The organism is Profundicola chukchiensis, from assembly GCF_029664245.1.
Lineage (GTDB): Bacteria > Bacteroidota > Bacteroidia > Flavobacteriales > Weeksellaceae > Profundicola > Profundicola chukchiensis.
Genome location: NZ_JANAIE010000001.1, coordinates 112,441 through 135,346 on the forward strand (window position 1 = coordinate 112,441; position 22,906 = coordinate 135,346).

The following is a 22,906-nucleotide window of genomic DNA, read 5'->3' on the forward strand; positions in this document are numbered from 1 at the left end:
AGTTATTAGATAAAAAAAAGGCTACTCACTGGGAGTAGCCTTTTCTATATATTATTCTTTAATGATTTATTTCTCAATAAAGATTACACGTCTGTTTGCATGGTTTTTCCACTCAGGACATTTAGTCGCTGGTTGACACTCAGGGAATCTAAGGTCATCTTTACCCATAGCTACTACGTTTAATTGACTAGCAGGAATTCCGTGCTTCTCAACTAAGTAGTTCTTAACATTTGTTGCACGTCTTTCAGATAAGCTTAAGTTATAAGCTCTAGACGCTCTAGCATCTGTATGTCCAACAATGTCAAATGATTTGTCATTGAAGTGCTTCAAGTACTTAGCTGCTTGATCTAAGATTGGATAGTAGTTAGGAGAAATTACGTCAGAATCTAATGAGAACTCTAAGTTAGCAATCGCTAAGTTCAACATTTCTTCTGCACTTCCACCTTCTGGACATCCATTGTTACTTGCAGGACCAGGTAATGTAACACATTCATCATATAAGTCAATTACACCATCTAAGTCAGTATCTAATGCACGACCTGCACCATCAACTCTTGCACCAGCTGGAGTATCTAATTCTCTATCCCAATCATCACAAACTCCATCATCATCTTTGTCTCCTGAAGCACAAACTACTAACATACTTTGTAATTCCTCTGGAGAAGGACCTGGATAAATATCTGCTAATGGATCAGCCCAAGCTAAATGCTCTTGGTGTTTACCAATTTTATACATTAAACCAAGGTTAAAAGTAAACATACCGTCATCTTTACCTTCTTCAATATCAGCAATTGCACCATGCGAACCAGAGCCATCAAACTCCTCATCTCCTGTTAATACATACATAGCTTTAAGCTCTGCATCAAACTTTTGGTTGATTTTATACCTTAAACCAGTACCAGCTGTTGCGTACATTGAACCAAACCCTCCTGGATCTGCAACTTTCTTGAATCCAGCATTATTAGATTTATCTCTAATATGCGCCTCATACTGTAAAGTACCGATTCCAGCATATCCATGTAAAGCCCATCCAAAACGAGACTTATTGTCAACTCTTCTGAACAATTGGCTGAAGTTTAAATCTCCCATTAAAGCCCACATCCAATATTTTGTATGCGCTCTATATTGAGTAGATTGTTGTTCTGTTCTACCCCAGTTTACTTGTGCTCCTAATCCAAATGCATGCGTGATTTGTTTCATCAAAACAGCGTGAACATCATAACTATATAAGTTTGACATATCATCACTATCAATCCAAGAGTTTAAATCAGCACCTTGAACTAAGTTCATACCACCGTAAACACCGATAGACCAGTCATTAAATTTCTTTTGATCGGAAGTAAAATCAACATAGTTTTGATTCATTCCGTAATATTTGTTTTCAAAATATTCGTCTGCCGTAAGTTCGTCTGTTTCCACAGCACTGTCTGTTACCACTACAACTGTTTCCTCCTCCTGTGCGAACAAAGGAAGTGCACAAAACAGTAAGGTAAGCAATGTTAAATAATTCAGTTGCTTCATAAGTTTATCGTTTTAATTTCATTAGTTTTCAAGACGCAAATTTAACACATCATTCGTCAATAACAAATTAATCGTTACTAAACTTTAGTCTTGTAGACAAAAATACAATAATTTAAAACATTTCCAACAAATCGCTTACGAATTTTCGTGTAAAAATTTGATTATGAGGAACAACTAAATCCTTAGACACATAATTAACACCTCCGAATTGAAGTATGTCAATGTCTATAATTCTGGAAACATATTTTTCGTTGGGAAGAGGTTCGGTATATTTTCTACCCATTTTATGTTCTATTTCTTTAATAGATTTTAACAGTTTTATAGGACTTAGATTAATGTTAATTTCTATCAATTGATTCAAAAACATAGTAGATGATGTGAAACCTACAGGTTCTGTTTCTATAATTTCTCCAACCTTAACAATCCCCCCTACTTCAGTATCTATGTAGGTTCTAGCTAGCTCTAGGTTTTTATTTCTATCACCTAAATCACTTCCGAGTAACAAAATGGCATTCATTGTCGACATATAGAGGTAAAAGTAAGTAATTTAAAAATATGAAGACATTTTTTGGAAGAGTAATAGCCGTTGTATTCGGTATTACGCTATTTATTATAGGATGCTTTATTGTGATTTCGATTCTAGGCTCAATCTTAGGTGGCGCAGATAAAGTGACAGTTGATTCAGGTAGCGTTCTAAAACTAGACTTTAAGGAACCTATTTATGAAAGCAATATGGAGATTCAAACATCTTTGTTTAATCTTACTGAGAAAGAATCCCCGAATTTATTGCAAATTCTTAATGCCATTGAAAATGCTAAAGAAGATGATAACATAAAAGGTATCAGCTTAGAGCTTAATACAACAACACCAGAGGAGATAACTCAAATTGATTTAATTAGAGATAAAATTCAAGACTTTAAATCTAGTGGAAAGTTTGTATACGCTTACACGAATAGAGCTTCACAAGCTGATTATTACCTAGCTACGGTAGCAGATTCTATTTTCCATAACCCTCTTGGAAGCATTGACCTTAAAGGACTTTCATCTGAAGTTATGTTCTTTAAGAACTTTGGAGAAAAGTATGGAATTGAATTCGAAATTATTCGCCATGGTGATTATAAATCTGCTGTTGAACCATTCTTACGCGATAATTTATCTGATGAGAATAGAGAGCAATTAACACAAATTGTTACTCAAATTTGGGATGGAATGACAACCAAAATGTCTGACTCCCGAAACATATCAACGGAACAATTAAATCAATACACTGATAGTTTAGTAGCATTTAATGCTAAATCTGCCTTGAGTCACAAACTAGTAGATGCGCTATATCAAGAAAGCGAATACCATGAGTTTTTAAAGTCTAAATTAAACATTGATGATGATAAAAAACTTAAAGCTATTGAGATAAAGGATTATGCGACAACCTTAAAGAACAAATTTGAATCTGATAAAATCGCTGTTTTATATGCACACGGAACCATTATGCCAGGCGACAGTCAATTTGGGATTCAATCAGAAACTTATAAAGAAGCTATTCAGAAGATTGCTAAAGACGATAAAATCAAAGCTGTTGTACTACGTGTCAACTCTGGTGGTGGGGATGCGAATACTTCAGAAGAGATTTTACACGAAATGAGAAAACTTCATGCTAAAAAGCCAATCGTTGTTTCGTTTGGAGAAGTAGCGGCAAGTGGAGGTTATTATATTGCCATGGATTCGGATAAAATCTTTGCAGAACCTTATACCATTACTGGTTCAATCGGTGTTTTAGGAATGATTCCTAACATAAAAGGTTTGGCTAACAACAATGGATTTACCACTGATTATGTTAAAACCAATGAAAACACCATATATTATAGTCCGTTCCAAGGTTTATCTAAGGGTGGATTAGAAACCATCACTAAATCTACAGAATCGATTTATGAAATCTTCGTGAACCACGTGGCTGCCAATAGAAACAGATCTTTCGAAGAGATTGATGCACTAGGTGGGGGAAGAATTTATACTGGAACCGAAGCTAAAAAGCTTGGTTTAGTAGACGAGCTAGGTTCATTACAAGATGCAATATCTTATGCTGCAGAGATAGCCGAAATTAAAGATTACCAACTTAAATCTTATCCACAAAAGAAAACGGATTTGGAAACGCTAATGAAAGAATTAAACTTATCTACAGAGGTTAAAGCTCAAATCCAAAACTCGATGGATCCAGCTCTTTTGAAAACTTATATTCAAATCGATCAAATGCGTAAATTGAATGGCGTACAGGTTCTTTGGCCCTACGACCTCAACATTAGATAGGAGTAATTAATAAATCATCTTAAAAACTGGAGCATCACTTGATATTCCAGTTTTTATTTTTTATAATACATACTTCTTTAATAATCAATTCATTAAAAAATAAATTTCAATTTTAAGCTCAAAAATTATAGTCATTTATAACTTGATTTTTAAGCATTCATTTACAATTTGAAAAAACGTAACTTTGCAAAAATTTATTCAATGTCAAATATTGTAGCTCTTGTTGGAAGACCCAATGTCGGAAAGTCAACCTTGTTCAACCGAATGCTAAAGAAACGCCAAGCGATTGTAGACAGCGTTGCTGGTGTAACGCGTGACCGTCACTATGGAAAATCGGATTGGAACGGAAGAGAATTCACAGTTATCGATACGGGTGGATACATTGAAGGTTCTGATGATGCTTTTGAAGGTGAAATCAGAAAACAGGTAGAACTTGCTATTGAGGAAGCTACCGTAATTCTTTTTGTTGTAGATAACCAGATTGGCCTAACCGATATGGACAAAGAGGTTTCGCGTTTATTACAAAAAACAGATAAACCAGTTTTATTAGTAGTTAATAAGGTTGAAACAAATAAAAATCGCCTTGACGCTGTTGAGTTCTACGAATTAGGTTTCGAAAGATATTATACTATTTCGGCTATGGATGGAAGTGGAACAGGTGATTTGTTAGACGCTGCTATTTCTCATTTTAGCCCAGAGGTACATGTGGATAAATTTGAAGGCTTACCTAAATTCACGATTGCGGGTAGACCCAACGCAGGAAAATCAACCTTCACCAATGCTTTATTGGGAGTTGATAGAAACATTGTAACCGATATAGCTGGAACTACAAGGGATTCGATTGAAACTATTTACAATAAATTCGGACAAGAGTTTGTGTTAATCGACACGGCGGGAATGCGTAAGAAACGTAATGTTGAAGAGGACTTGGAATTTTATTCTGTTATGCGTGCCGTTAGAGCGATTGAAGACTCTGATGTAGTTTTATTAATGTTAGATGCACAGCGTGGAATTGAATCACAGGATATGAAGATATTCCAGTTGGCTCAGAAAAACCGCAAAGGTTTAGTTATACTTGTTAACAAATGGGACCTTGTTGAAAAGGATTCTTATACTATGAATGAGTTTGAAGATCAAATCAAACGCAAAATTTCTCCTTTTACAGATATTCCAATTTTGTTTATTTCTGCTCTTACAAAACAACGTATTTTCAAAGCTGTTGAATTGGCGATGAGAGTTTATGAAAATAGAAATAGACGAATTAAAACAAGCGAATTAATTGATGTCATGATTCCGATTATTAATGCTACTCCTCCACCAGCAGTTAGAGGTAAGTACATTAAAATCAAATACGCGACTCAATTACCGACGAAAACACCTCAGTTTGCATTTTTTGCGAATTTCCCTCAGCACGTCAAAGAACCCTACAAGCGTTTTATAGAAAATCAAATACGCGAAAGGTTCGATTTTTCTGGTGTACCAATTCAAGTTCATTTCAGAAAGAAATAGAACTTTTGTTTGGAGCTGAGGAGGGGTATAAAGTGTAAAGATTCTAGTTAATATTTAGAGATTGCAACTCTGCAGGTTCATTAATTTCAATGATTGATTTGATATTTAAATTTTAAATATCTGAATCTGCGGATTACAGCTCTCTTGTACTATTCATAATCTAGAAATCAGAACTCTCAACCTCTAGCCATCGTAGCCAAAACGTTTAAGCTCGATATCTCTTTTTCTCCAATCTTTTTTAACCTTAACAAATAATTTAAGGTAAATCTTTTTATCGAAAAACTTTTCTAACTCTTCTCTAGCCTCCTTCCCTACTTTTCCTAAGGAACGACCTTTGTGACCAATTAAAATTCCTTTTTGAGAATCACGTTCAACATAGATATCACTATCTATTTTAATGATATTTGCTTCTTCCACAAAACGCTCTGTAACCACTTCTACAGCATACGGAATTTCTTGTTGAAAGTTTTCTAGAATTTTTTCTCGAATCACTTCGTTAATAATAAACCTCTCTGATTTATCTGTAAGCTGATCCGCTGGGTAATACATAGGTCCCTCTGGCAGCAACTCTTGAATTTTTGCCAACAAAAAGTCTGTATTCAATCCTTCTAAAGCTGAAATCGGCAGAATGTTAGCCTCTGGTAATTGCTCGTGCCAATAATTCACTGCTTTTTCCATGATTTCCTGAGATGTTTGATCAATTTTATTAATCAAAACAATAATCGGAACGTTCAAGGATTTCAGTTTATTATTAAAATCTTCGTTTAAAAGCTCGGTATCATTAGGTTCTACTACATATAAAATTATGTCAGCATCATCAAAGGCTTCTTTAACGAAGTTCATCATCTTTGATTGCAGTTCATAAGCTGGGTTTAAGATACCCGGTGTATCCGAAAACACCACTTGCATATCTTTAGTGGTAACAATCCCATGAATCCTATGTCTGGTAGTTTGTACTTTATTTGTAATAATAGAAAGGCGCTCTCCCACCAATTGATTCATCAGTGTAGACTTGCCTACATTGGGGTTTCCAATAATATTAACAAACCCAGATTTAAACTTTTTTTGCATGCTACAAAAGTACGAAAAGCTATGATAAGAAAAATAAATAAAAATTATTTTCAGAATTATTTGCTTCATATAAAAAGTGTTTCTATATTTGCCGTCCGATTCAAGAAAATTGAAAGGCGAAAATAGCTCAGCTGGTAGAGCACAACCTTGCCAAGGTTGAGGTCGCGGGTTCGAGCCCCGTTTTTCGCTCAAATTATCACTCCGGTGATGATTGGCAATTAAGCCGCCCTGGTGGTGGAATTGGTAGACACGCAGGACTTAAAATCCTGTGCTCATTAGAGCGTGCGGGTTCAAGTCCCGCCTGGGGTACAAAAGCTGTTCGAAAGAACAGCTTTTTTGTTTTGTATTAATTGGTAAACACGTCATGACATAGACGCTGATGCTCATTTAATCATTCGGCTTCAAAACCTACTTGAAAAAGTAATTGAGCGTTTTAATCTATAAAACAATCCAAATTCGTTGTAAATAAAAAAAAGCTGCACCTAAATGCAGCTTTAACTTTTATATAATTTTGAATAAATTTTATTGCTCTTCTAACATACTCTCTAATGAGTAAAAAAGCCTATTCTGAGCACCATCTTGTGATCCAAAAATAGATTTATACAATTCTCCCTCTTTATTAATTAAGAGCCAATGTGGCGTTCCGTCTGCTTTTAACTGATCATATACTTTGTGATTCTCATCAATGTAAATTGGAAACGGTGCTTCTCCACTTGTAAAAATGGCGTTGATGTTTTCCTTGGTTCCTTCTCTGTTGGGGAAATCAGAGTGAATTCCCACTACTTTAATCGATGGGTACTTTTGCTGAAAGTCATAAGCCAATGGAATTCCTCTTCCAGTACAACCCATACAATCATTATTATAAATTATAATTAATAAGTTTTCATTGGCGTATTTCTGCATTAAATCCACAGCATTACCTTCAAAATCTTTGAGCTTTATATTATTGATTTTCATATCGTTCTTACCTTAAACATTTACAAAGGTAAGTGATTCCTCACTCAAAGTTGGTGACAAGAGTATCCTACTTCAAAAAGCTGTTTCGGATTAATTTAAAAAAATGTAGTTAATAACTAAGGCTTCTTAACAATAGGAAGAATTTCTCCTTTCATTAAGGCATATTTTCTTTGCTCTTCAACCGAAAATTGGGATGTTGCATAAGTTGTATCCACTTCAAAACCTGCGGACCTCAACCTTTCAAAATAGTCCATTCCATACCAACGAACATGATCATACTGACCAAAATGCTTTTGTCGCTCTTGTGGTGAAGTTATTGAGAAATCCTCATAAGTTTCTTGCTGGTCATATTTCATCGGAACTTGAAAAATCCCCCAACCACCAGGCTTCATAACGCGATACAATTCTTTCATCGCTTGGATATCCTCTGGTATATGCTCTAAAACATGATTGCAAAAAATAACATCATAAGTGTCATCCTCTAAAGGCAATTCCCTAATATCTGCCTTAATATCAGCTAATGGAGACTCTATGTCTAATGTAGTGTAATCTAAATTAGACATTTTTCTAAAACGCTTTAGAAAAGCTTGTTCTGGAGCAATGTGCAGAACCTTTAAAGGTGCTGAAAAAAAATTGGTTTCATTCTTTAAATAAAGCCACATCAGGCGATGCCTCTCCAATGATAAGGTTGAAGGAGAAAGAACATTTGGACGAGGGTTTTCATAACCGTAGGCCAAAAGCTTTCGGTAGGATTTACCATCTATAGGATCTACATAATTATTTCCTTTATAGAATTGAACCAAAAATGGTCGTGCTACATAACTCATGCGAATAAGCCACGGGCGTGGAAAAAGATTTAAGGCTTTTTTTAAAAGATATTCCATAAGCTATGTAGCCGACGAAGCTTGTTTTAATTAATTAAAAGTAGCGTCTTTAAACAAAAACTCTTGTTCTTCGTCACTTTCAATTCCTAAAACATCATAAATATATTGGAAAGTAGAAAGCAATCTAGGCTCTCCATTTACCATCGCCACATCGTGTTCAAAATGCGCTGAATATTTATTATCTCGGGTTGTTACCGTCCAGCCATCTCTGTGAAACTTAACAGCTCTAGTTCCCATATTAATCATAGGTTCAATAGCTAGCACCATTCCATCTTTTAAAGCTTTACCGGTACCACGACGTCCATAATTTGGCACTTGCGGATCTTCGTGCATAGTCTTACCCAAACCGTGACCTACTAGTTCTCTAACAACACCATAACCTTCGGCTTCGCAATAAGTTTGGATAGCATAGCCAATATCACCTACTCTATTACCTTTTTTAAAGGCGCGAATTCCTTCGTATAAACTTTCCTTGGTGATTTTAAGTAATTTTTCAACTTCAGGCGAAACTTCTCCTACCTTAAAAGTATAAGCATGATCCCCATAAAACTCATTCATATAAACACCAATATCCACAGATACAATATCGCCATCTTTTAATGGTTCATCATTAGGAATTCCGTGTACAACTTGCTCATTAGGCGAAATACAAAGTGATTTTGGAAAATCATACATCCCAAGAAAGGCTGGATAAGCACCATGGTCACGAATAAATTCATCACCCAAATCATTGATTTGCTGCGTCGTTACGCCTGGTTTAATGATTTTCGCAACCTCGCCCAAGGTTTTGGACACCAATTGCGCACTTTGATACATTAACTCTAATTCCTCTGCTGTTTTAATTATAATCATACTTTATTCTAAAATCCGAACCAACCTTTTTTCTTTTTCTCTTCTTCTCTACCGTGTATATCAAGATCGAATTCAATTCCTTCTGTGATAATACGATAAACTTCTCCCCAACCAGGGAAACCACCTAAATTTCTATCATCGATAAAAATATCAGCGTTTAATTTTCTACTTGCTTTTGCTGGATCATAGTTTTCTCCACTAAAGCTGTTGTTGATGGCATAAAACTCAATCCCATTTTCTCTACAAAACTCAACCGCATCGTCTAATGTTTGTCCGTGACGATAAGTCCAAAGAATCAATCTATGGCCATCTTCTTGTAACTTTCTTAAAGTTTCAAAAGCAAACATCTTTGCTCTACCCACTTTTGGATAAGCGTCATCTGCAATAGTTCCGTCAAAATCAACGGCAATAATCTTACTTTCTGTCATCTTAAATTTCTTCTATAATAATATTTCCTGTCATAGCCTCTGGAACAGGAACATTCATCCATTTCAAGAAACTAGGAGCTAAATCTCCCAATTTTCCGTTCGAAATTTTCGCATTTCCATGAGGAGTAGCAAAAAAGAACGGAACTGGATTAGTTGTGTGCTGTGTATTTGGCGAACCATCCTCATTGATCATCATGTCTGAATTTCCATGGTCAGCAATAATTGCTACTGAATATCCATTCGCTAAAGCTGTTTCAGCTACTTTCTGAGTACATTCATCTACTACTTCGCAAGCTTTAACCGCTGCTTCAAAAACCCCTGTATGCCCAACCATATCTGCATTAGCAAAATTTAAACAAATAAAATCTGCTTCACCTTTTTCTAATTCAGGAATGATACTATCTCTAATATCATATGCTGCCATTTCTGGTTTTAAATCATAAGTCGCAACCTCTTTTGGAGAAGGACATAGGATTCTAGATTCCCCAACGAAAGGCTCTTCTCTACCTCCTGAAAAGAAAAATGTAACATGTGGGTACTTTTCAGTTTCTGCTATTCGAATTTGATTTTTACCATGTTTCTCTAGCACTTCACCCATTGTTTCATTTATGGTGTCTTCTTTATATATAACATGAATATTTCTATACTCCTCGTCGTAACTTGTCATTGTGACAAAATACAAATCAAGTGTTTTCATGTTGTACTCTCCAAAATCTCTTACCATTAAGGCTTCTGTAATTTGGCGAGGTCTGTCTGTTCTAAAGTTAAAGAAAATTACCACATCTCTATCTTCCACCTTGGTTTGTGGTTCTCCATCTTCGTTTAAGCAAATAATTGGCTTTAAAAACTCATCTGAAATTCCTTCATCATAAGAATTCTGAATCTCTTGAAGAGGATGAGAAGTATGCGTACCCATGGCATTCACTATCGCATCATAAGCGAACTTAACGCGCTCCCATCTTTTATCACGATCCATTCCATAGTATCTTCCGGTAATTGAAGCTAACTTACCTATAGAATGATCCATATAATCCATTATATCCGCGATAAATCCTTTTCCACTATGTGGATCACAATCGCGTCCATCTGTAAATGCATGAACAAAAACATCTTGTAATCCTTCATTTTTCGCAGCATCTAACAATCCTTTTAAGTGATTGATATGCGAATGAACGCCACCATCTGAAACCAATCCCATAAAGTGAACTTTCACTTGATTGTTTTTAGCGTATTCAAAAGCTTTTTTTAACTCCTCTTGTTGAGCTAAAGATCCATCTCTAACGGCAATATTGATTTTTTCAAGATTTTGATAAACCACTCGACCCGCACCGATATTCATGTGTCCAACTTCTGAATTCCCCATTTGACCAGCTGGTAAACCAACCGCAGTACCCGAAGTATCTAATTCTGCGTGTGTATAGTTTTTATAACAACTATCAATAAATGGTGTATTGGCTTGGGCTATGGCAGAAACTTGAGGGTTTTGGGTTTGTCCCCAACCATCAAGAATCATTAAAATCACTTTATTTTTCATTCGATTTATTTCAGATTGACAAAGTTACGAAATGCGTTTTTGTTTATAGAATTTCAGCCACTTTGGTCATTAAATCCTCTAATAAGGCTTTATCCTCTGCTGTGATAGAATCTTTATAATGAGAATCTATATCAATTTGCCCAATGTTAACTCCATCCTTAAAAATAGGAACTACAATTTCGGCTTTAGTTTCAATACTACATGCAAGATAGTTTGACTCTTCATGAACATCATTTACAAGCATAGCTTCATTGCTAACAGCCACTTGACCACAAACTCCTTTACCATATGGAATAATCGTGTGATCCGTAGCAGCTCCAACATATGGACCTAACTTAAGTTCATCTTTATCGCCATTTTTGAAATAAAATCCAACCCAATTAAAATGTTCAAATTCGTCGTGTAATAACTGACAAATCATTTGAAGTTTTGCATTGGTTTCTTGTTTTGAGCTTAAAATTGTGTCTAAACGTTTTTGCATGGGATTCATTTAATTTTATTTTGACAAAATTAGTGAATTAAATCTTCGTATTTTTGCATTTATGTGGAAGGAATTTAAACCTATTGTATTATTTATCGCCAAATTCTTTTTGGTTTATATCGTCCTTACCGTTATTTATAGTTGGTATTTACAGCCCTATTTATACGAACAAAACATAACAGACCCCATTACAAGTTGGATGGCAGATGTTTCTGCGTCTCTAATGAGAGCAGTTGGTTTTGATGCTTATACGGTGCAAGTTGAAGGCGAAACCCATAAAAGATTTTTTCTTGATGGCGAATTTGCTTCCTTGGTCAACGAAGGTTGTAACGCTCTTTCAGTCGTAATTATTTTCATTTCCTTTATCGTTGCATTTTCAAATGGAATCCTTAGAACCTTAAGCTATGTCCTTGGCGGATTAGTTCTTTTATTAGTGACAAATATTTTTAGAATTAGCCTATTAACCTACATTTACAGGCATTTACCGGAATATTCTAAAAGTGCACATGACTACCTTTTCCCAGCGATTATCTATGGAATGGTTGTGGTTTTATGGTTTATTTGGGTCAACAAATTCGCATTTAAGAAATGAAAATCCTAAGAGGTTTATTGGTTGTGATATTAATCATTGGTTTGGTGATGGTTCGCAAATACGAAACACAACTATTCTATGATCCTATTTTAGCCTTTTTTAAGGGAGATTTTCATCACGCTGCATTCCCAGAAATTCAATTGGGTAAACATTTATTAAGTATTAGCAGCAGATATGCTTTGAACGCATTGATAACGCTTGGAATAATTCAGCTTATTTTTAATGATGCGAAGATTTTAAAGTTCTCTTTATTAATCCTTTTAATCTTCTTCATTCCATTTATATCCCTGTATACCTATTTTATAAATATAGAATTTAAGGAAGTGTTCACAGCTGGGTTTTATGTCAGAAGGTTTCTTCTACAACCCATTATGTTACTGATTCTAGTTCCAGCAATTTGGTTCTATAAGAAGCAAAAGGAAGCTTAAGTTAAGTAAATTTAAAATTTACTTAAAATCTATTTCCAGCGAATTGTTTCCATTAAATGTTCTACATCTTTTCTAATGTAGTCTAAAGCTGGAGATAAAGAATCTGGTTTTGGATGTGATCTAAAGTAAACCGCACCTCTCAAGAAGTTTTTGGTGCTATCTGTTACGTGAAACTGATAGTTCATAGCTGATTCTCCACCTAAGGCATACAATGTTCCATAAACTTTTTCATTCGGGCGAACGATCAATTTTGGCTCGATATATTCCGCTTTGGTCGTATGAGGCTCGTAAACTGCCTTCTCAGCATCGCGGATAAGAGAAACTATACCTTCTTCGCCTATTTCTTCATAGGTCAAATAGATCGTAGCTTTTAATTTTGGATAATATAAATCATAGGCACATAATGAGTCTTTTGGCTTTTTTTGCGCTCTATCAGAATACTCAAAAGTATAAGAACATTCCGTTTTAAAATCGATGTAATTCGCCTCAGCATATTCTAACCTAACATTTCCATAAGGCTTTGGAATACTTTCATCTTTGCAGGCTACAAATAAGAATAAAACACTAAATAGCAACATCAACTTATTCATCATCTTGATTTTCTTCTACTCTTGGGGTTCGTGTAACTTTAATTCGTTTAATTCTCTTTTTATCTAAAGATTCAATCGCGAAAACGTAATTCTCAAACGTGATTTTTTGTCTTCTATTGGGTACCTCTTGTGCAATTTCTAAAACAAAACCAGCTAGTGTTTCTGCCTCACCCTTATGTTCATCAAATAAATCTTCTTCCTCAACCTCCATCAATCTAAAGAAATCCTTTAGGGAAGTTTTACCCTCGAATAAGAAATTATCATGATCTAATTTTGAGTAATAAATCTGCTCATCATCAAACTCATCTGAAATATCACCTACAACCTCTTCTAATACATCTTCTAAAGAGACGATTCCTGAGGTTCCTCCATACTCATCCACCACAACTGCCAAGTGTGTTTTTCTATCCTGAAAATCACTTAGCAAGTCATCCAACTTTTTATTCTCTGAAACAAAAAATGGTTTACGAAGCAATTTCACCCAATCCACCTCTTCTTTGTTCAAATACGGCAATAAGTCTTTGGCATATAAAATCCCTCTAATTTCGTCGATATTGTCATCATACACTGGAACGCGAGAATATCCCTTATCTGACACTCCATTAATCACCTGATCAAAAGTCATGTTTAACCTCAGCGCATACATATCCACCCGAGGCGTCATAATCTGACGAGTTTCTGTATTCCCGAAGCTTACAATTCCTTCTAGTATTTTCTGCTCTTCAGAAGTCGTCATAGCATCTTCAGAAGTTAATTCCAAAGCTTGAGATAATTGATCTACCGAAATTTTATGAGAAGTTTTCAAGTTTTTTTCAAGCAAATTACTCATCCACAATAATGGGAGCGCAATTGGTTTGGTCAATAATTGAGCAAATTGAATAGATGGCGCAGTGAATTGAGAGAACTTCAAGGCATTTTGGGCAGAATAAATTTTTGGTATAATCTCCCCAAACAATAACAAGATGAAAGTAATAATAATTACATCAAAAATTACTGTAAAATTAATCCCCAAAAAGCTTAAACCTTCTAAGTAAGGGTGAATTATATTTGCTGACAAATAAGCTGAAAGCAAAACAATTCCTATATTAATAAAGTTGTTCCCAACTAAAATAGTTGCTAGAAGTTTCTTCTTATTCCTAAGTAATTTCTGAATAAGTTCAATGCGTGGTTGTTTATCATCTTTGGCTACATCGATGTCCTTTTTCTTCAATGAAAAGAAAGCCACCTCCGATCCAGACATAAGTGCGGATAAGAAAAGCAGTACGATTAGGGCAAAAATTTCTAGGGTTACTGTAGCTGAAGAGTAACTTTGTAAAAAGAATAATAAACTCGTGGGTTCGGGTTCCAATTTAAATTATTTAATTAAAAATCTTAATGAAGTTAAAACGGTAAATCATCATTTAATTCGTTTGAAGAATTGTCCTCATTCGAATCATTAACTTGAGTATCTGACTTAGATTCTTCACTAGGTCTTGTGTAGCTAGCCTCCTCGCTTTGTCCACTTGATTTTTTTGTATTTAAAAATTGAATGGTCTCAGCATGAATTTCAGTCTGATAGCGATCTACACCATTATCATTCCATTTTCTAGTTTTTATTTTACCTTCAACAAAAACCGTATCACCTTTAGATAAATATTTTTCGCATAGCTCCGCCAACCTATTTCTAGTAACTACTCGGTGCCACTCTGTTTGGGTAACACGTTCATTACTTTCTCTTAGGGTATAGGTTTCATTGGTAGCCATAGGAAAGCGAGCAATACAATTCTTATCGTCGAAGTAATGTATTTTGACATCATCGCCTAAGTTTCCAATTAACATTACCTTATTTAATGATCCACTCATAATAATTTATCTATCAAAAGTACAAAAATATAACAAGCAAATTAAATCAGACTGATTTTATGGATTTTAAATCAATTTTTCAAGTAAATTCCTAAACTTTCTAATAATTAGCTAAGCTTAAGGTCGATTTATATTTTTAAAATTACTTATTTTTAGAATTCTTAAAATAATTTAATATGAAACATACTTTTACTTTATTCCTAAGCTTTCTCTTCGTTGCTTTGTCAGCACAATGCGAAAGTTTAGATATCGACAGAACTGGGTGGTCTGTGCATTCCTTTGACACAGAGGAAACCAATGGAGAAGGCCCAAACAATGGCCATGCGATACACGCCATTGACAATAATAACAATACTTTTTGGCATACTAGATGGCAAAATTTCACGGCTGAATTCCCTCATTTTATAAGCATTGATATGGGTGCAGTTTACCCAATTAATGGTATTTCAATTAGATCTAGACACGACAATCCTTATAATAAAGCAAAAGGATATGAATTGTACCTAAGTTTAGATGGTGAAACTTGGGAACCTTTACAAGCTGCTGGGGATTTAATTTATCCTAATCCAAATGACACGGGTCAAACAGCATCCTTTGAATTTGGAGCTGTGAATGCTCAATACTTTAAATTGGTTTTTAACACCAACTATTCTAATGACAACCACGTAGCTATTTCAGAAATTAAAGCAACTCAAATTTCGGGTGATGGTTGTTCGGCGACAGGTCAAAACAATCAAGTTTTAGTATTTGATGAAATTGAGCAGCATTACACCACAGATAATGACTTTGAATTAAGTGCATCTTCTAATACGTCTACGCCTATTCAGTATGAAGTTGTATCTGGACCAGCAACTGTTTCCGGGAACACTTTAAGCCTTACAGGAGATGGTGGCGTCGTTGAGGTTCGTGCTTATCAAGAGGCAAGCACTGATTATTATTTAAGTGAAGTTTTCAGAAGTTTTGATGTAGTTGACCTTTCAACTATTCAACCTGAAATTATAACTAGAATCACCTCAGCTTATCCGATTGAAATGCCAGCTCTTTATGCTTATAAACTAATCGCAAGTTCTGTAATTGCAGAGGATGAAGTTTTAAGCATTAGTAATATGGAATTCTATGTAAATGGGGAATTATTAGAAACTGAAGAGGGTAACAATTCTTATTTCGCATGGTGGACGCCAAGTGAGTATGGCACACACAACATTGAGATTAAATCTTATGCTAGTAACGGCATGACACAATCTTTGTTCAAAACTGTTGAGGTTACTAATACCATTAATACCCGCGAAGTAACAACATTACAAAATGCGGTAATAGATTTTGGTTCGATTGGTTCACAATGGTATTATGGAACCTATGAAATGCCACAATTCGTAGGAGCTTATGATCAAATTTTAGCTGAGTTCAATGTTACATGTCCAAATGTTCCAGGAGGATGCGACGACTGGGATAGATTAGGCTACTTACAAATTAAAAATCCTGATGGAGAATGGGTAGAATTAATTCGATACATTACTCCTTATGGTGTGGCTTGTGACCATGAATTAGATGTAACTGACTTTGCAAGTTTATTACAAGGTGAAGTTGAATTTAGAATGTACATTGAAACTTGGGGAACCGGTGGCTGGGAGCTTGAGTTGAAACTTCATTATTACCAAGGAACGCCAGAATATAGATACTCTGAAATAGAAGAAGTATGGCATGGAACTTATAATTTTGGTGATTTAGCGGATTTACAACCTGTCCCGCAAGCGACTATTGATGCACCTTTGAGCACAGAAGAAGCAAGCTTCAGAGTGGTAACTACAGGTCATGGTTGGGGTGCTAATAATACAGGTAATGCAGCTGAGTTTTATTATGCAAATCATCACTTTAACGTAAATGGAAGTAATACTTTTGAACAAAGTATGAGAGTAACTTGTAATCCAAACCCAGATGGATGTACAGGGCAAATGGGGACTTGGTATCATGCTAGAGCTGGATGGTGTCCGGGGGCAATTGCAAAACCATATATCTATGACTTAACACCTCACATTGGAGAGAGCTTTGCTTTTGATTATGAGCTTGAATTAGATTATGTAGATTATTGTCATCCTAATAACCCAGAGTGTGTTAGTGGTGTGACTTGTGCCAATTGTAACGACGGATATAATCCACACTATAGAATTGGAGCTTATGCAGTTTACAAAAGCAATAACCCATTGGGAGTTTTAAGCACTAAGGAAGTTCAACCGGTAATTGATAATAAATTATCAGTATTACCTAATCCAACTAATGGTATTTTTAAAGTTTACTTAGAAAATGAAATGCAAAAATTAAACTTGCAGATTTATGATACGAATGGTGCTGCAATTAAGCGATACACGTTTAATAATGCTGCTGAGTTAAATAGTTACACATTTAATGTGGAAGATTTAACTTCGGGCGTTTACTTCATTAAAGTTTATAATGAAAAACAAATGGCAGCAACTAAGTTTATCATTAAATAATAAACACTAGATTTAAAATTAGCAGAAGGCGGCAATCATTTGTCGCCTTTTTCTTTTGATAAGATTTTCTGAATAATTAGGACAGGTATTAAACCTGAATCAAAATAATTTATTGAGCAGAAGGAGGGAGTGTTTTGTCAACCTCTTTTGTTTCTAGAGCTTCAGGTGGAAGTTCCGCCTCTAATTCTTTTTTTACTTCGTCTAAAAGAACATCATAAGCCGCATTATCTATGATATAATATTGATAGGATCTTTTAAATTGATCTAAACTAACATTATGCTTTCTCAGTACCTCAACATTAGCTTCCTCTTCTGCAGGAAGATCTTTGGCAACTCTGTAATTTTTAACTTGCTTAAAAACGTACACATCCTTAAGAATGGAAACCATGGTTTCTCTTGGAATTAAATCCTCTGGCTTCTCCATTTCTTTATTACAAGCCAAAAAAGTGAAGAACATGAGTGAATAAATGATTAGCTTTTTCATAATCGACCTAGCATACTTTTTATTCTCAGCTCAATCACGCCAAAAACAGCTTCCTTAACGATAGAATTACTAATTTTTGATTCGCCTAAAGTTCTATCCGTAAAAATAATAGGCACTTCAACGACTTTTAATCCTTTTTTCCAAACCTTATATTTCATTTCAATCTGGAAACCATAGCCTTTAAACTTAATTCTGTCTAAGTCTAAACTTTCTAACGCCTTACGCGTATAGCAAACAAAACCTGCTGTTGTATCATGGATCGGCATGCTCGTAAAAAAGCGAACATATTTAGAAGCAAAGTAAGAAAGCAAAACTCTCTTCATGGGCCAGTTGACCACATTCACACCTTGGGAATAACGAGAACCTACCGACATATCTGCACCGTCTACACATGCTTTCCAAAGTTTTGGTAAATCATTTGGATTATGCGAAAAGTCGGCATCCATTTCAAAAATATAATTATACTCTTTAGATAATGCCCACTTGAAACCGTGAATATAAGCTCTTCCTAAACCATCCTTAACCTTTCGTTCCTCTAAAAATAGTCTACCCGGATATTTAAGCATCAAATCTTTAACAATCTCTGCTGTACCATCGGGCGAAGAATCATCTACAACCAAAATATGAAATGCATCAGGCAATTCCAAAGTAACGTTTAGAATACGTTCGATGTTCTCTCTTTCGTTATAAGTAGGTATAATTACAAGTTTGTCTGGCATCGGGCAAAGATAACAAAGGTTAACAAGATAATTTCATAAATTTGTCGCAAAACAAATCAAATTTGGAGCCAATTGCAAGATCTTTCACGGATAATTCGTGGGTTTTTATAGTCCTATTAAGCATTATCGTCTTATTGGGCGTATCTCGAATTATGTTCCAACGTAATTATGCATCCCTGGGAACGCTTACTATTTTCCAAGAAAATCAAGAGAATTTTCTACCATTTGCATTCATGACCAATGCGATGCTGATTACCCTCATTGGCCTTGTTTTCTATCCTTTTACCAACCTAAATTGGCATATTATTGACTGGCCACCTGTTTTTAACCTATTTGGTGTAGTTTTTCTATGGCTTTTTATAAAATTCATAGTTAACACCTTATTAATCTACCTATTAGGCCTAGATGAATACTATAAAGACATCATAAAAGCCAAGATTTACTTCAGGTTATTTGGTGTTTTCGCCCTCTTAGTTTCGGTAATGTTTTTATATTATTCGGATGTTGATCAACAAATAATGTTCTATGTCTCTTTAGGCATCATAGTTATCATGAATTTGTTTGAATATATCTTTCAGTTACGCAAAAACGGCTTGTATGGCTTGTATGGTTCGTATTATTTTATTTTGTACCTTTGCATGCTCGAAATCCTACCTATTCTGTATGTTATAAACCATTGGAATGGATAGTATTAAAACTTAAAGAAAACTATGAGAGTAAAATCTATTCTGGTATCTCAGCCAAAGCCAACAACGGATTCTTCACCTTATTTTGACCTTAGTAAAACCCAAAAAGTAACAGTTGATTTTAGACCTTTCATTCATGTTGAAGGATTATCTGCTAAAGATATTCGTCAACAAAAAGTGGATTTAGCTAAGTTTACTGCGGTTGTTTTTACTAGTAGAAATGCCGTTGATCACTATTTTAGATTAGCGGAGGAATTAAGGTTTCCGGTGCCAGATGCCATGAAGTATTTCTGTCAGTCAGAAGCAGTAGCTTACTATCTACAGAAATATATCGTTTACAGAAAGCGTAAAGTTTATATCGGCGGAAAAACCTTTACAGACTTAAAGCCAATTCTTAAAAAGCACAAAGACGAGAAATTCCTTTTACCATCATCTGATACTTTGAAACCAGAGATTGTAAAAACAATGAACTCTGAAAAACTAAATTGGCAGCGAGTTATTATGTACCACACAGTTTGCAGCGATTTATCTGACTTAACTGATGTTAAATATGATATCTTGGTATTCTTTAGCCCTTCAGGCATTAAATCTTTATTAGAAAATTTCCCTGATTTCAAACAAGAGAATACAAAAATTGCAGCTTTTGGTAAAACAACTGTTGCCGAAGCTAAAAAAGTAGGTTTAAAAATAGATATTCCTGTTCCTACTCCAGAGACTCCTTCTATGGCCATGGCTTTAGAAAAGTATATCAAAAAAGTAAATAAGAAGTAATTTTAAATTCTCTTGAATTTAAATATGAAAAAAGCAAAGCGACTGATAAATCAGTCGCTTTTTTATGCGTTTAACTTTTCTAAGATTTAAGCACATAGAGACTGGGTTAATAAAATGAAATTAAATCCTAGCCACGCTAATTGCTCCATTTTGCTTTAACATATTCTAATGTTCAAGTTGTTAACCTAAACAATAACGAATCATTAGCTTTTTAGGATATATCATTAAAACATACTCAAACAATAATTAATAACATTGACTATCAGCGCTTAATAAGACTAACCACTTATTAACCTTAAAGGGTTCTTTCTTTAAAGACCATAATTAGTCAGTTAAATCCCGTATTGAGCTTATTCTATTTCATCTTAGATATGTTAATATTTTAACTTTTAAATCTGTTTGGCATATACTTTGAATCTAAAGAAGGCTAAACAAATAAAAATATTATGAGAAAATTAAGTGTTTTATTTATGTTGTTGATCGGTTTTGCATTTACTAATGCACAAACAGAAGGATCAAACTGGCTTAAAGTAGGTATTCACGCAGGTATTCCTGTAGGTGATGCTGGAGATATTTCTTCATTTGCTTTAGGTGTTGACGCTAAATACCAATTTCTGGATTTAGAAAGCTTTGGTATTGGTGTAGCTACTGGTTATACTAACTACTTTGGAAAAGAAGTGGATATTGCAGGACGCAAATTTGATATGGATGACTTTGGTGTTGTTCCAGTTGCTGCTTTATTCCGTTACTATCCAACTCAAAACTTCTTTGTTGGAGCTGACTTAGGATATGGATTCTTAGTAGGTGACAATGTTGATGGAGGCGGATTCTACTACCGTCCAGAAGTTGGATACCATAATAATGATTGGAATATCTTTGCTTACTACGCAGGTGTTTCTGATAACGGATCTATTGCTAACGCAGGTGTTGGTGTAAACTACAACCTTATTAAAGGAAAATAATTCCAATAATTAGATAAGAAATAAAAGTCCCTTTCGAGGGACTTTTTTTATGCCTATTTTTGAAACATGAATACGGATCATTTACTCGAAATACAAAACTTTAGCCTATCCTTCGATAATAAGGTGGTGATAGACCAAATCAACTTTGAACTTAAAAAAGGGGAAATATTAGGTATTGTAGGAGAATCTGGTTCAGGTAAATCCTTAACATCCTTAGCTATTATGGGCTTATTACCTAAAAACGCTAAGACTAGTGGTAAAATTCCATTTAGATTGGATGATAGAATTATTGACTTAGCTCAAGAATCAAATGAATCCATACGAGGTAATGAAATTGGAATGATTTTTCAGGAACCGATGACGTCACTAAATCCAAGTATGAGATGTGGTCAACAGGTTATAGAAAACATATTACAACATAAAAAGCAAGATTTAAAATTAGCTAAATCCAAAGTTTTATCTTTATTTGAAAAGGTGAAATTACCGGATGTTGAACGTATTTATAAGGCATATCCACACGAACTTTCTGGAGGACAAAAGCAACGTGTGATGATCGCTATGGCGCTGGCCTCTGAACCTAAATTGTTGATTGCAGACGAACCAACAACGGCATTGGATGTTACGGTTCAGCGATCTATTCTTGAGTTATTAAAGGAATTACAACAAGATTTAGGAATGAGTATTATTTTCATTTCTCATGATTTAGGTGTTATCGCCGAGATTTGTGATCGTGTGGTTGTGATGTATCAGGGTAAAATTGTAGAACAAGGCCCAGTTCAGCAAATATTTAATCACCCAGAGCAAAGTTATACGCAAGGATTAATCGCCTGTCGCCCAAGATTAGAAGGCAGGTTGAAAAAGCTTCCTGTAATCAGTGATTTTACCTCAGGAGTCGAAATTGATAATACCTTAGAAACACTTGAAGAAAGAAAAGAAAGATTTGAGAAGATTTATTCTAAAAAGCCTATTTTAGAAATTAAGAATTTATTCAAGTATTTTGAATCAAGCGGCGGTTTTTTCTCTCAAAACAAACAACAAGTGAAAGCCGTGGAGGATGTAAGTTTTGAACTTTATGAAGGAGAAACTTTAGGATTAGTTGGAGAATCTGGAAGTGGAAAAACAACTTTAAGTAGAACCCTTTTGCTATTAGAAAAGCCAACCGACGGAAATATAATTTATCAGGGTCAGAATTTAACTGAATTAAGCAAGAGTCAAATTAGATCGATTAGAAAAGATATTCAAATTATCTTTCAGGATCCTTATTCTAGTTTAAATCCTAGGCAAAGTGTAATGCAAATCATTACCGAACCTATGTTAATTCACAATATTGGAAAGAGCACCAAGGAAAGAAAACAAATTGCGGGTGAGTTATTAGAAAAAGTTGGCTTAAACAAAGAAGCTTTAAACAAATATCCGCATGAATTCTCTGGTGGACAAAGACAGCGTATTGGTATAGCTCGCGCATTAGCCCTACAGCCTAAAATAATCATCTGTGACGAAAGTGTTTCAGCTTTGGACGTATCGGTGCAAGCACAAGTTCTAAACCTCTTAAATCAGCTTAAAGATGAGTTTAATCTTACTTATATCTTCATATCCCATGACTTATCGGTTGTGAAATATATGAGCGATCGATTGATTGTGTTGAGATATGGTGAAATCCAAGAATATGGAGATGCTGATGAGATTTACAAAAAACCAAAAACACAGTATACTTCTGATTTAATTGCGGCTATTCCTAAACTTTAAGGACATTCCCACTACTTTGAAATTAGTTTAAAATAGAAATTCCCTTTCATTGCTGAAAG

At 34.8% G+C, this 22,906-nt stretch carries 23 protein-coding genes and 2 tRNA genes; 11 read left to right on the plus strand and 14 right to left on the minus strand.

The window, feature by feature from the left end:
• Positions 1-66: 66 nt before the first annotated feature.
• On the minus strand, positions 67-1,521 hold the full coding sequence (locus tag NLM59_RS00425) for an OmpA family protein (RefSeq protein ID WP_304415761.1): 1,455 nt from the start codon (positions 1,519-1,521) through the stop codon (positions 67-69).
• A gap of 112 nt (positions 1,522-1,633) precedes the next feature.
• Entirely contained in the window at positions 1,634-2,038 is a 405-nt protein-coding gene (folK, locus tag NLM59_RS00430; protein WP_304415762.1) for a 2-amino-4-hydroxy-6-hydroxymethyldihydropteridine diphosphokinase, read from the minus strand.
• A 38-nt stretch (positions 2,039-2,076) separates the two neighbouring features.
• Here folK and sppA point away from each other — a divergent pair, with 38 nt between their 5' ends.
• Entirely contained in the window at positions 2,077-3,822 is a 1,746-nt protein-coding gene (gene sppA / locus NLM59_RS00435; protein ID WP_304415763.1) for a signal peptide peptidase SppA, read from the plus strand.
• 201 nt (positions 3,823-4,023) lie between these two features.
• Positions 4,024-5,331: a ribosome biogenesis GTPase Der gene (gene der, locus NLM59_RS00440; protein WP_304415764.1), complete on the plus strand. Its 1,308-nt coding sequence runs from the start codon at positions 4,024-4,026 to the stop codon at positions 5,329-5,331.
• A gap of 183 nt (positions 5,332-5,514) precedes the next feature.
• Here the strand turns inward: der and era are convergent, their stop codons facing one another.
• Positions 5,515-6,402: a GTPase Era gene (gene era, locus NLM59_RS00445; RefSeq protein ID WP_304415765.1), complete on the minus strand. Its 888-nt coding sequence runs from the start codon at positions 6,400-6,402 to the stop codon at positions 5,515-5,517.
• A gap of 116 nt (positions 6,403-6,518) precedes the next feature.
• Here era and NLM59_RS00450 point away from each other — a divergent pair.
• Both NLM59_RS00450 and NLM59_RS00455 read left to right on the plus strand, forming a co-directional pair.
• A tRNA-Gly gene (locus NLM59_RS00450) sits at positions 6,519-6,591 on the plus strand.
• Positions 6,592-6,627: 36 nt separating this feature from the next.
• Positions 6,628-6,711: transfer RNA gene (locus NLM59_RS00455), tRNA-Leu, on the plus strand.
• A gap of 213 nt (positions 6,712-6,924) precedes the next feature.
• Here the strand turns inward: NLM59_RS00455 and NLM59_RS00460 are convergent.
• The 6 genes from NLM59_RS00460 to NLM59_RS00485 form a co-directional block, all read right to left on the minus strand.
• Entirely contained in the window at positions 6,925-7,359 is a 435-nt protein-coding gene (locus NLM59_RS00460; RefSeq protein ID WP_304415766.1) for a TlpA family protein disulfide reductase, read from the minus strand.
• 116 nt (positions 7,360-7,475) lie between these two features.
• Positions 7,476-8,243, minus strand: coding sequence for a class I SAM-dependent methyltransferase (locus NLM59_RS00465; RefSeq protein ID WP_304415767.1), 768 nt, complete (start codon positions 8,241-8,243; stop codon positions 7,476-7,478).
• A 30-nt stretch (positions 8,244-8,273) separates the two neighbouring features.
• Complete coding sequence (gene map, locus NLM59_RS00470; RefSeq protein ID WP_304415768.1) at positions 8,274-9,095, minus strand: type I methionyl aminopeptidase; 822 nt, start codon at positions 9,093-9,095, stop codon at positions 8,274-8,276.
• A gap of 8 nt (positions 9,096-9,103) precedes the next feature.
• Entirely contained in the window at positions 9,104-9,523 is a 420-nt protein-coding gene (locus tag NLM59_RS00475; protein WP_304415769.1) for a BT0820 family HAD-type phosphatase, read from the minus strand.
• A 1-nt stretch (position 9,524) separates the two neighbouring features.
• Positions 9,525-11,057, minus strand: coding sequence for a 2,3-bisphosphoglycerate-independent phosphoglycerate mutase (gpmI, locus tag NLM59_RS00480; protein WP_304415770.1), 1,533 nt, complete (start codon positions 11,055-11,057; stop codon positions 9,525-9,527).
• A 43-nt stretch (positions 11,058-11,100) separates the two neighbouring features.
• Positions 11,101-11,547: a GAF domain-containing protein gene (locus tag NLM59_RS00485; protein ID WP_304415771.1), complete on the minus strand. Its 447-nt coding sequence runs from the start codon at positions 11,545-11,547 to the stop codon at positions 11,101-11,103.
• Positions 11,548-11,599: 52 nt separating this feature from the next.
• On the opposite strand from NLM59_RS00485, the gene xrtF reads away from it, so the two are divergent.
• Both xrtF and NLM59_RS00495 read left to right on the plus strand, forming a co-directional pair.
• Positions 11,600-12,130 carry an exosortase family protein XrtF gene (gene xrtF, locus NLM59_RS00490; RefSeq protein WP_304415772.1) on the plus strand — a complete coding sequence of 177 codons (531 nt, stop codon included), beginning with the start codon at positions 11,600-11,602 and terminating at the stop codon, positions 12,128-12,130.
• Positions 12,127-12,558, plus strand: coding sequence for an exosortase F system-associated membrane protein (locus NLM59_RS00495; protein ID WP_304415773.1), 432 nt, complete (start codon positions 12,127-12,129; stop codon positions 12,556-12,558). Before xrtF ends, NLM59_RS00495 begins: the two co-directional genes overlap by 4 nt.
• A 29-nt stretch (positions 12,559-12,587) precedes the next feature.
• Here NLM59_RS00495 and gldD read toward each other — a convergent pair whose 3' ends face one another.
• Genes gldD through NLM59_RS00510 form a run of 3 tightly spaced genes read right to left on the minus strand, consistent with a single transcriptional unit; the run spans position 12,588 to position 14,990 of the window.
• Positions 12,588-13,151, minus strand: coding sequence for a gliding motility lipoprotein GldD (gldD, locus tag NLM59_RS00500; RefSeq protein WP_304415774.1), 564 nt, complete (start codon positions 13,149-13,151; stop codon positions 12,588-12,590).
• Positions 13,141-14,496: a gliding motility-associated protein GldE gene (gene gldE, locus NLM59_RS00505; RefSeq protein ID WP_304415775.1), complete on the minus strand. Its 1,356-nt coding sequence runs from the start codon at positions 14,494-14,496 to the stop codon at positions 13,141-13,143. Before gldE ends, gldD begins: the two co-directional genes overlap by 11 nt.
• A gap of 32 nt (positions 14,497-14,528) precedes the next feature.
• Positions 14,529-14,990, minus strand: a complete 462-nt coding sequence (locus tag NLM59_RS00510) for a single-stranded DNA-binding protein (protein ID WP_304415776.1) — start codon at positions 14,988-14,990, stop codon at positions 14,529-14,531.
• A gap of 176 nt (positions 14,991-15,166) precedes the next feature.
• On the opposite strand from NLM59_RS00510, the gene NLM59_RS00515 reads away from it, so the two are divergent.
• Positions 15,167-17,479, plus strand: coding sequence for a discoidin domain-containing protein (locus NLM59_RS00515; protein WP_304415777.1), 2,313 nt, complete (start codon positions 15,167-15,169; stop codon positions 17,477-17,479).
• 109 nt (positions 17,480-17,588) lie between these two features.
• Here the strand turns inward: NLM59_RS00515 and NLM59_RS00520 are convergent, their stop codons facing one another.
• Positions 17,589-17,963: a DUF4296 domain-containing protein gene (locus NLM59_RS00520; RefSeq protein WP_304415778.1), complete on the minus strand. Its 375-nt coding sequence runs from the start codon at positions 17,961-17,963 to the stop codon at positions 17,589-17,591.
• A complete protein-coding gene (locus NLM59_RS00525; protein ID WP_304415779.1) occupies positions 17,960-18,682 on the minus strand; it encodes a polyprenol monophosphomannose synthase in 723 nt (240 codons plus the stop codon). The genes NLM59_RS00520 and NLM59_RS00525 overlap by 4 nt, the downstream gene beginning before the upstream one ends.
• A gap of 62 nt (positions 18,683-18,744) precedes the next feature.
• On the opposite strand from NLM59_RS00525, the gene NLM59_RS00530 reads away from it, so the two are divergent.
• From NLM59_RS00530 to NLM59_RS00545, 4 genes are all read left to right on the plus strand, one after another.
• The gene (locus NLM59_RS00530) at positions 18,745-19,371 is read left to right on the plus strand and encodes a DUF4271 domain-containing protein (protein ID WP_304415780.1); all 627 of its coding nucleotides are present in this window, start codon (positions 18,745-18,747) and stop codon (positions 19,369-19,371) included.
• A gap of 21 nt (positions 19,372-19,392) precedes the next feature.
• Positions 19,393-20,139: a uroporphyrinogen-III synthase gene (locus tag NLM59_RS00535; RefSeq protein WP_304415781.1), complete on the plus strand. Its 747-nt coding sequence runs from the start codon at positions 19,393-19,395 to the stop codon at positions 20,137-20,139.
• 446 nt (positions 20,140-20,585) lie between these two features.
• Positions 20,586-21,101 (plus strand): hypothetical protein, encoded by a 516-nt coding sequence (locus tag NLM59_RS00540; RefSeq protein WP_304415782.1) that lies wholly within the window; start codon positions 20,586-20,588, stop codon positions 21,099-21,101.
• Between the two features lie 66 nt (positions 21,102-21,167).
• On the plus strand, positions 21,168-22,847 hold the full coding sequence (locus tag NLM59_RS00545) for an ABC transporter ATP-binding protein (RefSeq protein ID WP_304415783.1): 1,680 nt from the start codon (positions 21,168-21,170) through the stop codon (positions 22,845-22,847).
• The last annotated feature ends 59 nt before the right edge of the window (positions 22,848-22,906 follow it).

Excerpts from the sequence above, each read along its gene's own strand:
- sppA (WP_304415763.1), top strand. The coding sequence starts at position 2,077 with ATGAAGACATTTTTTGGAAGAGTAATAGCCGTTGTATTCGGTATTACG.
- NLM59_RS00525 (WP_304415779.1), bottom strand. The coding sequence starts at position 18,682 with ATGCCAGACAAACTTGTAATTATACCTACTTATAACGAAAGAGAGAAC.
- NLM59_RS00495 (WP_304415773.1), top strand. The coding sequence starts at position 12,127 with ATGAAAATCCTAAGAGGTTTATTGGTTGTGATATTAATCATTGGTTTG.
- gldD (WP_304415774.1), bottom strand. The coding sequence starts at position 13,151 with ATGATGAATAAGTTGATGTTGCTATTTAGTGTTTTATTCTTATTTGTA.
- NLM59_RS00425 (WP_304415761.1), bottom strand. The coding sequence starts at position 1,521 with ATGAAGCAACTGAATTATTTAACATTGCTTACCTTACTGTTTTGTGCA.
- NLM59_RS00545 (WP_304415783.1), top strand. The coding sequence starts at position 21,168 with ATGAATACGGATCATTTACTCGAAATACAAAACTTTAGCCTATCCTTC.
- map (WP_304415768.1), bottom strand. The coding sequence starts at position 9,095 with ATGATTATAATTAAAACAGCAGAGGAATTAGAGTTAATGTATCAAAGT.
- gpmI (WP_304415770.1), bottom strand. The coding sequence starts at position 11,057 with ATGAAAAATAAAGTGATTTTAATGATTCTTGATGGTTGGGGACAAACC.
- NLM59_RS00465 (WP_304415767.1), bottom strand. The coding sequence starts at position 8,243 with ATGGAATATCTTTTAAAAAAAGCCTTAAATCTTTTTCCACGCCCGTGG.
- NLM59_RS00475 (WP_304415769.1), bottom strand. The coding sequence starts at position 9,523 with ATGACAGAAAGTAAGATTATTGCCGTTGATTTTGACGGAACTATTGCA.
- NLM59_RS00535 (WP_304415781.1), top strand. The coding sequence starts at position 19,393 with ATGAGAGTAAAATCTATTCTGGTATCTCAGCCAAAGCCAACAACGGAT.
- NLM59_RS00485 (WP_304415771.1), bottom strand. The coding sequence starts at position 11,547 with ATGAATCCCATGCAAAAACGTTTAGACACAATTTTAAGCTCAAAACAA.
- folK (WP_304415762.1), bottom strand. The coding sequence starts at position 2,038 with ATGAATGCCATTTTGTTACTCGGAAGTGATTTAGGTGATAGAAATAAA.
- NLM59_RS00520 (WP_304415778.1), bottom strand. The coding sequence starts at position 17,963 with ATGAAAAAGCTAATCATTTATTCACTCATGTTCTTCACTTTTTTGGCT.
- NLM59_RS00460 (WP_304415766.1), bottom strand. The coding sequence starts at position 7,359 with ATGAAAATCAATAATATAAAGCTCAAAGATTTTGAAGGTAATGCTGTG.
- der (WP_304415764.1), top strand. The coding sequence starts at position 4,024 with ATGTCAAATATTGTAGCTCTTGTTGGAAGACCCAATGTCGGAAAGTCA.
- NLM59_RS00510 (WP_304415776.1), bottom strand. The coding sequence starts at position 14,990 with ATGAGTGGATCATTAAATAAGGTAATGTTAATTGGAAACTTAGGCGAT.
- xrtF (WP_304415772.1), top strand. The coding sequence starts at position 11,600 with ATGTGGAAGGAATTTAAACCTATTGTATTATTTATCGCCAAATTCTTT.
- NLM59_RS00540 (WP_304415782.1), top strand. The coding sequence starts at position 20,586 with ATGAGAAAATTAAGTGTTTTATTTATGTTGTTGATCGGTTTTGCATTT.
- NLM59_RS00515 (WP_304415777.1), top strand. The coding sequence starts at position 15,167 with ATGAAACATACTTTTACTTTATTCCTAAGCTTTCTCTTCGTTGCTTTG.
- era (WP_304415765.1), bottom strand. The coding sequence starts at position 6,402 with ATGCAAAAAAAGTTTAAATCTGGGTTTGTTAATATTATTGGAAACCCC.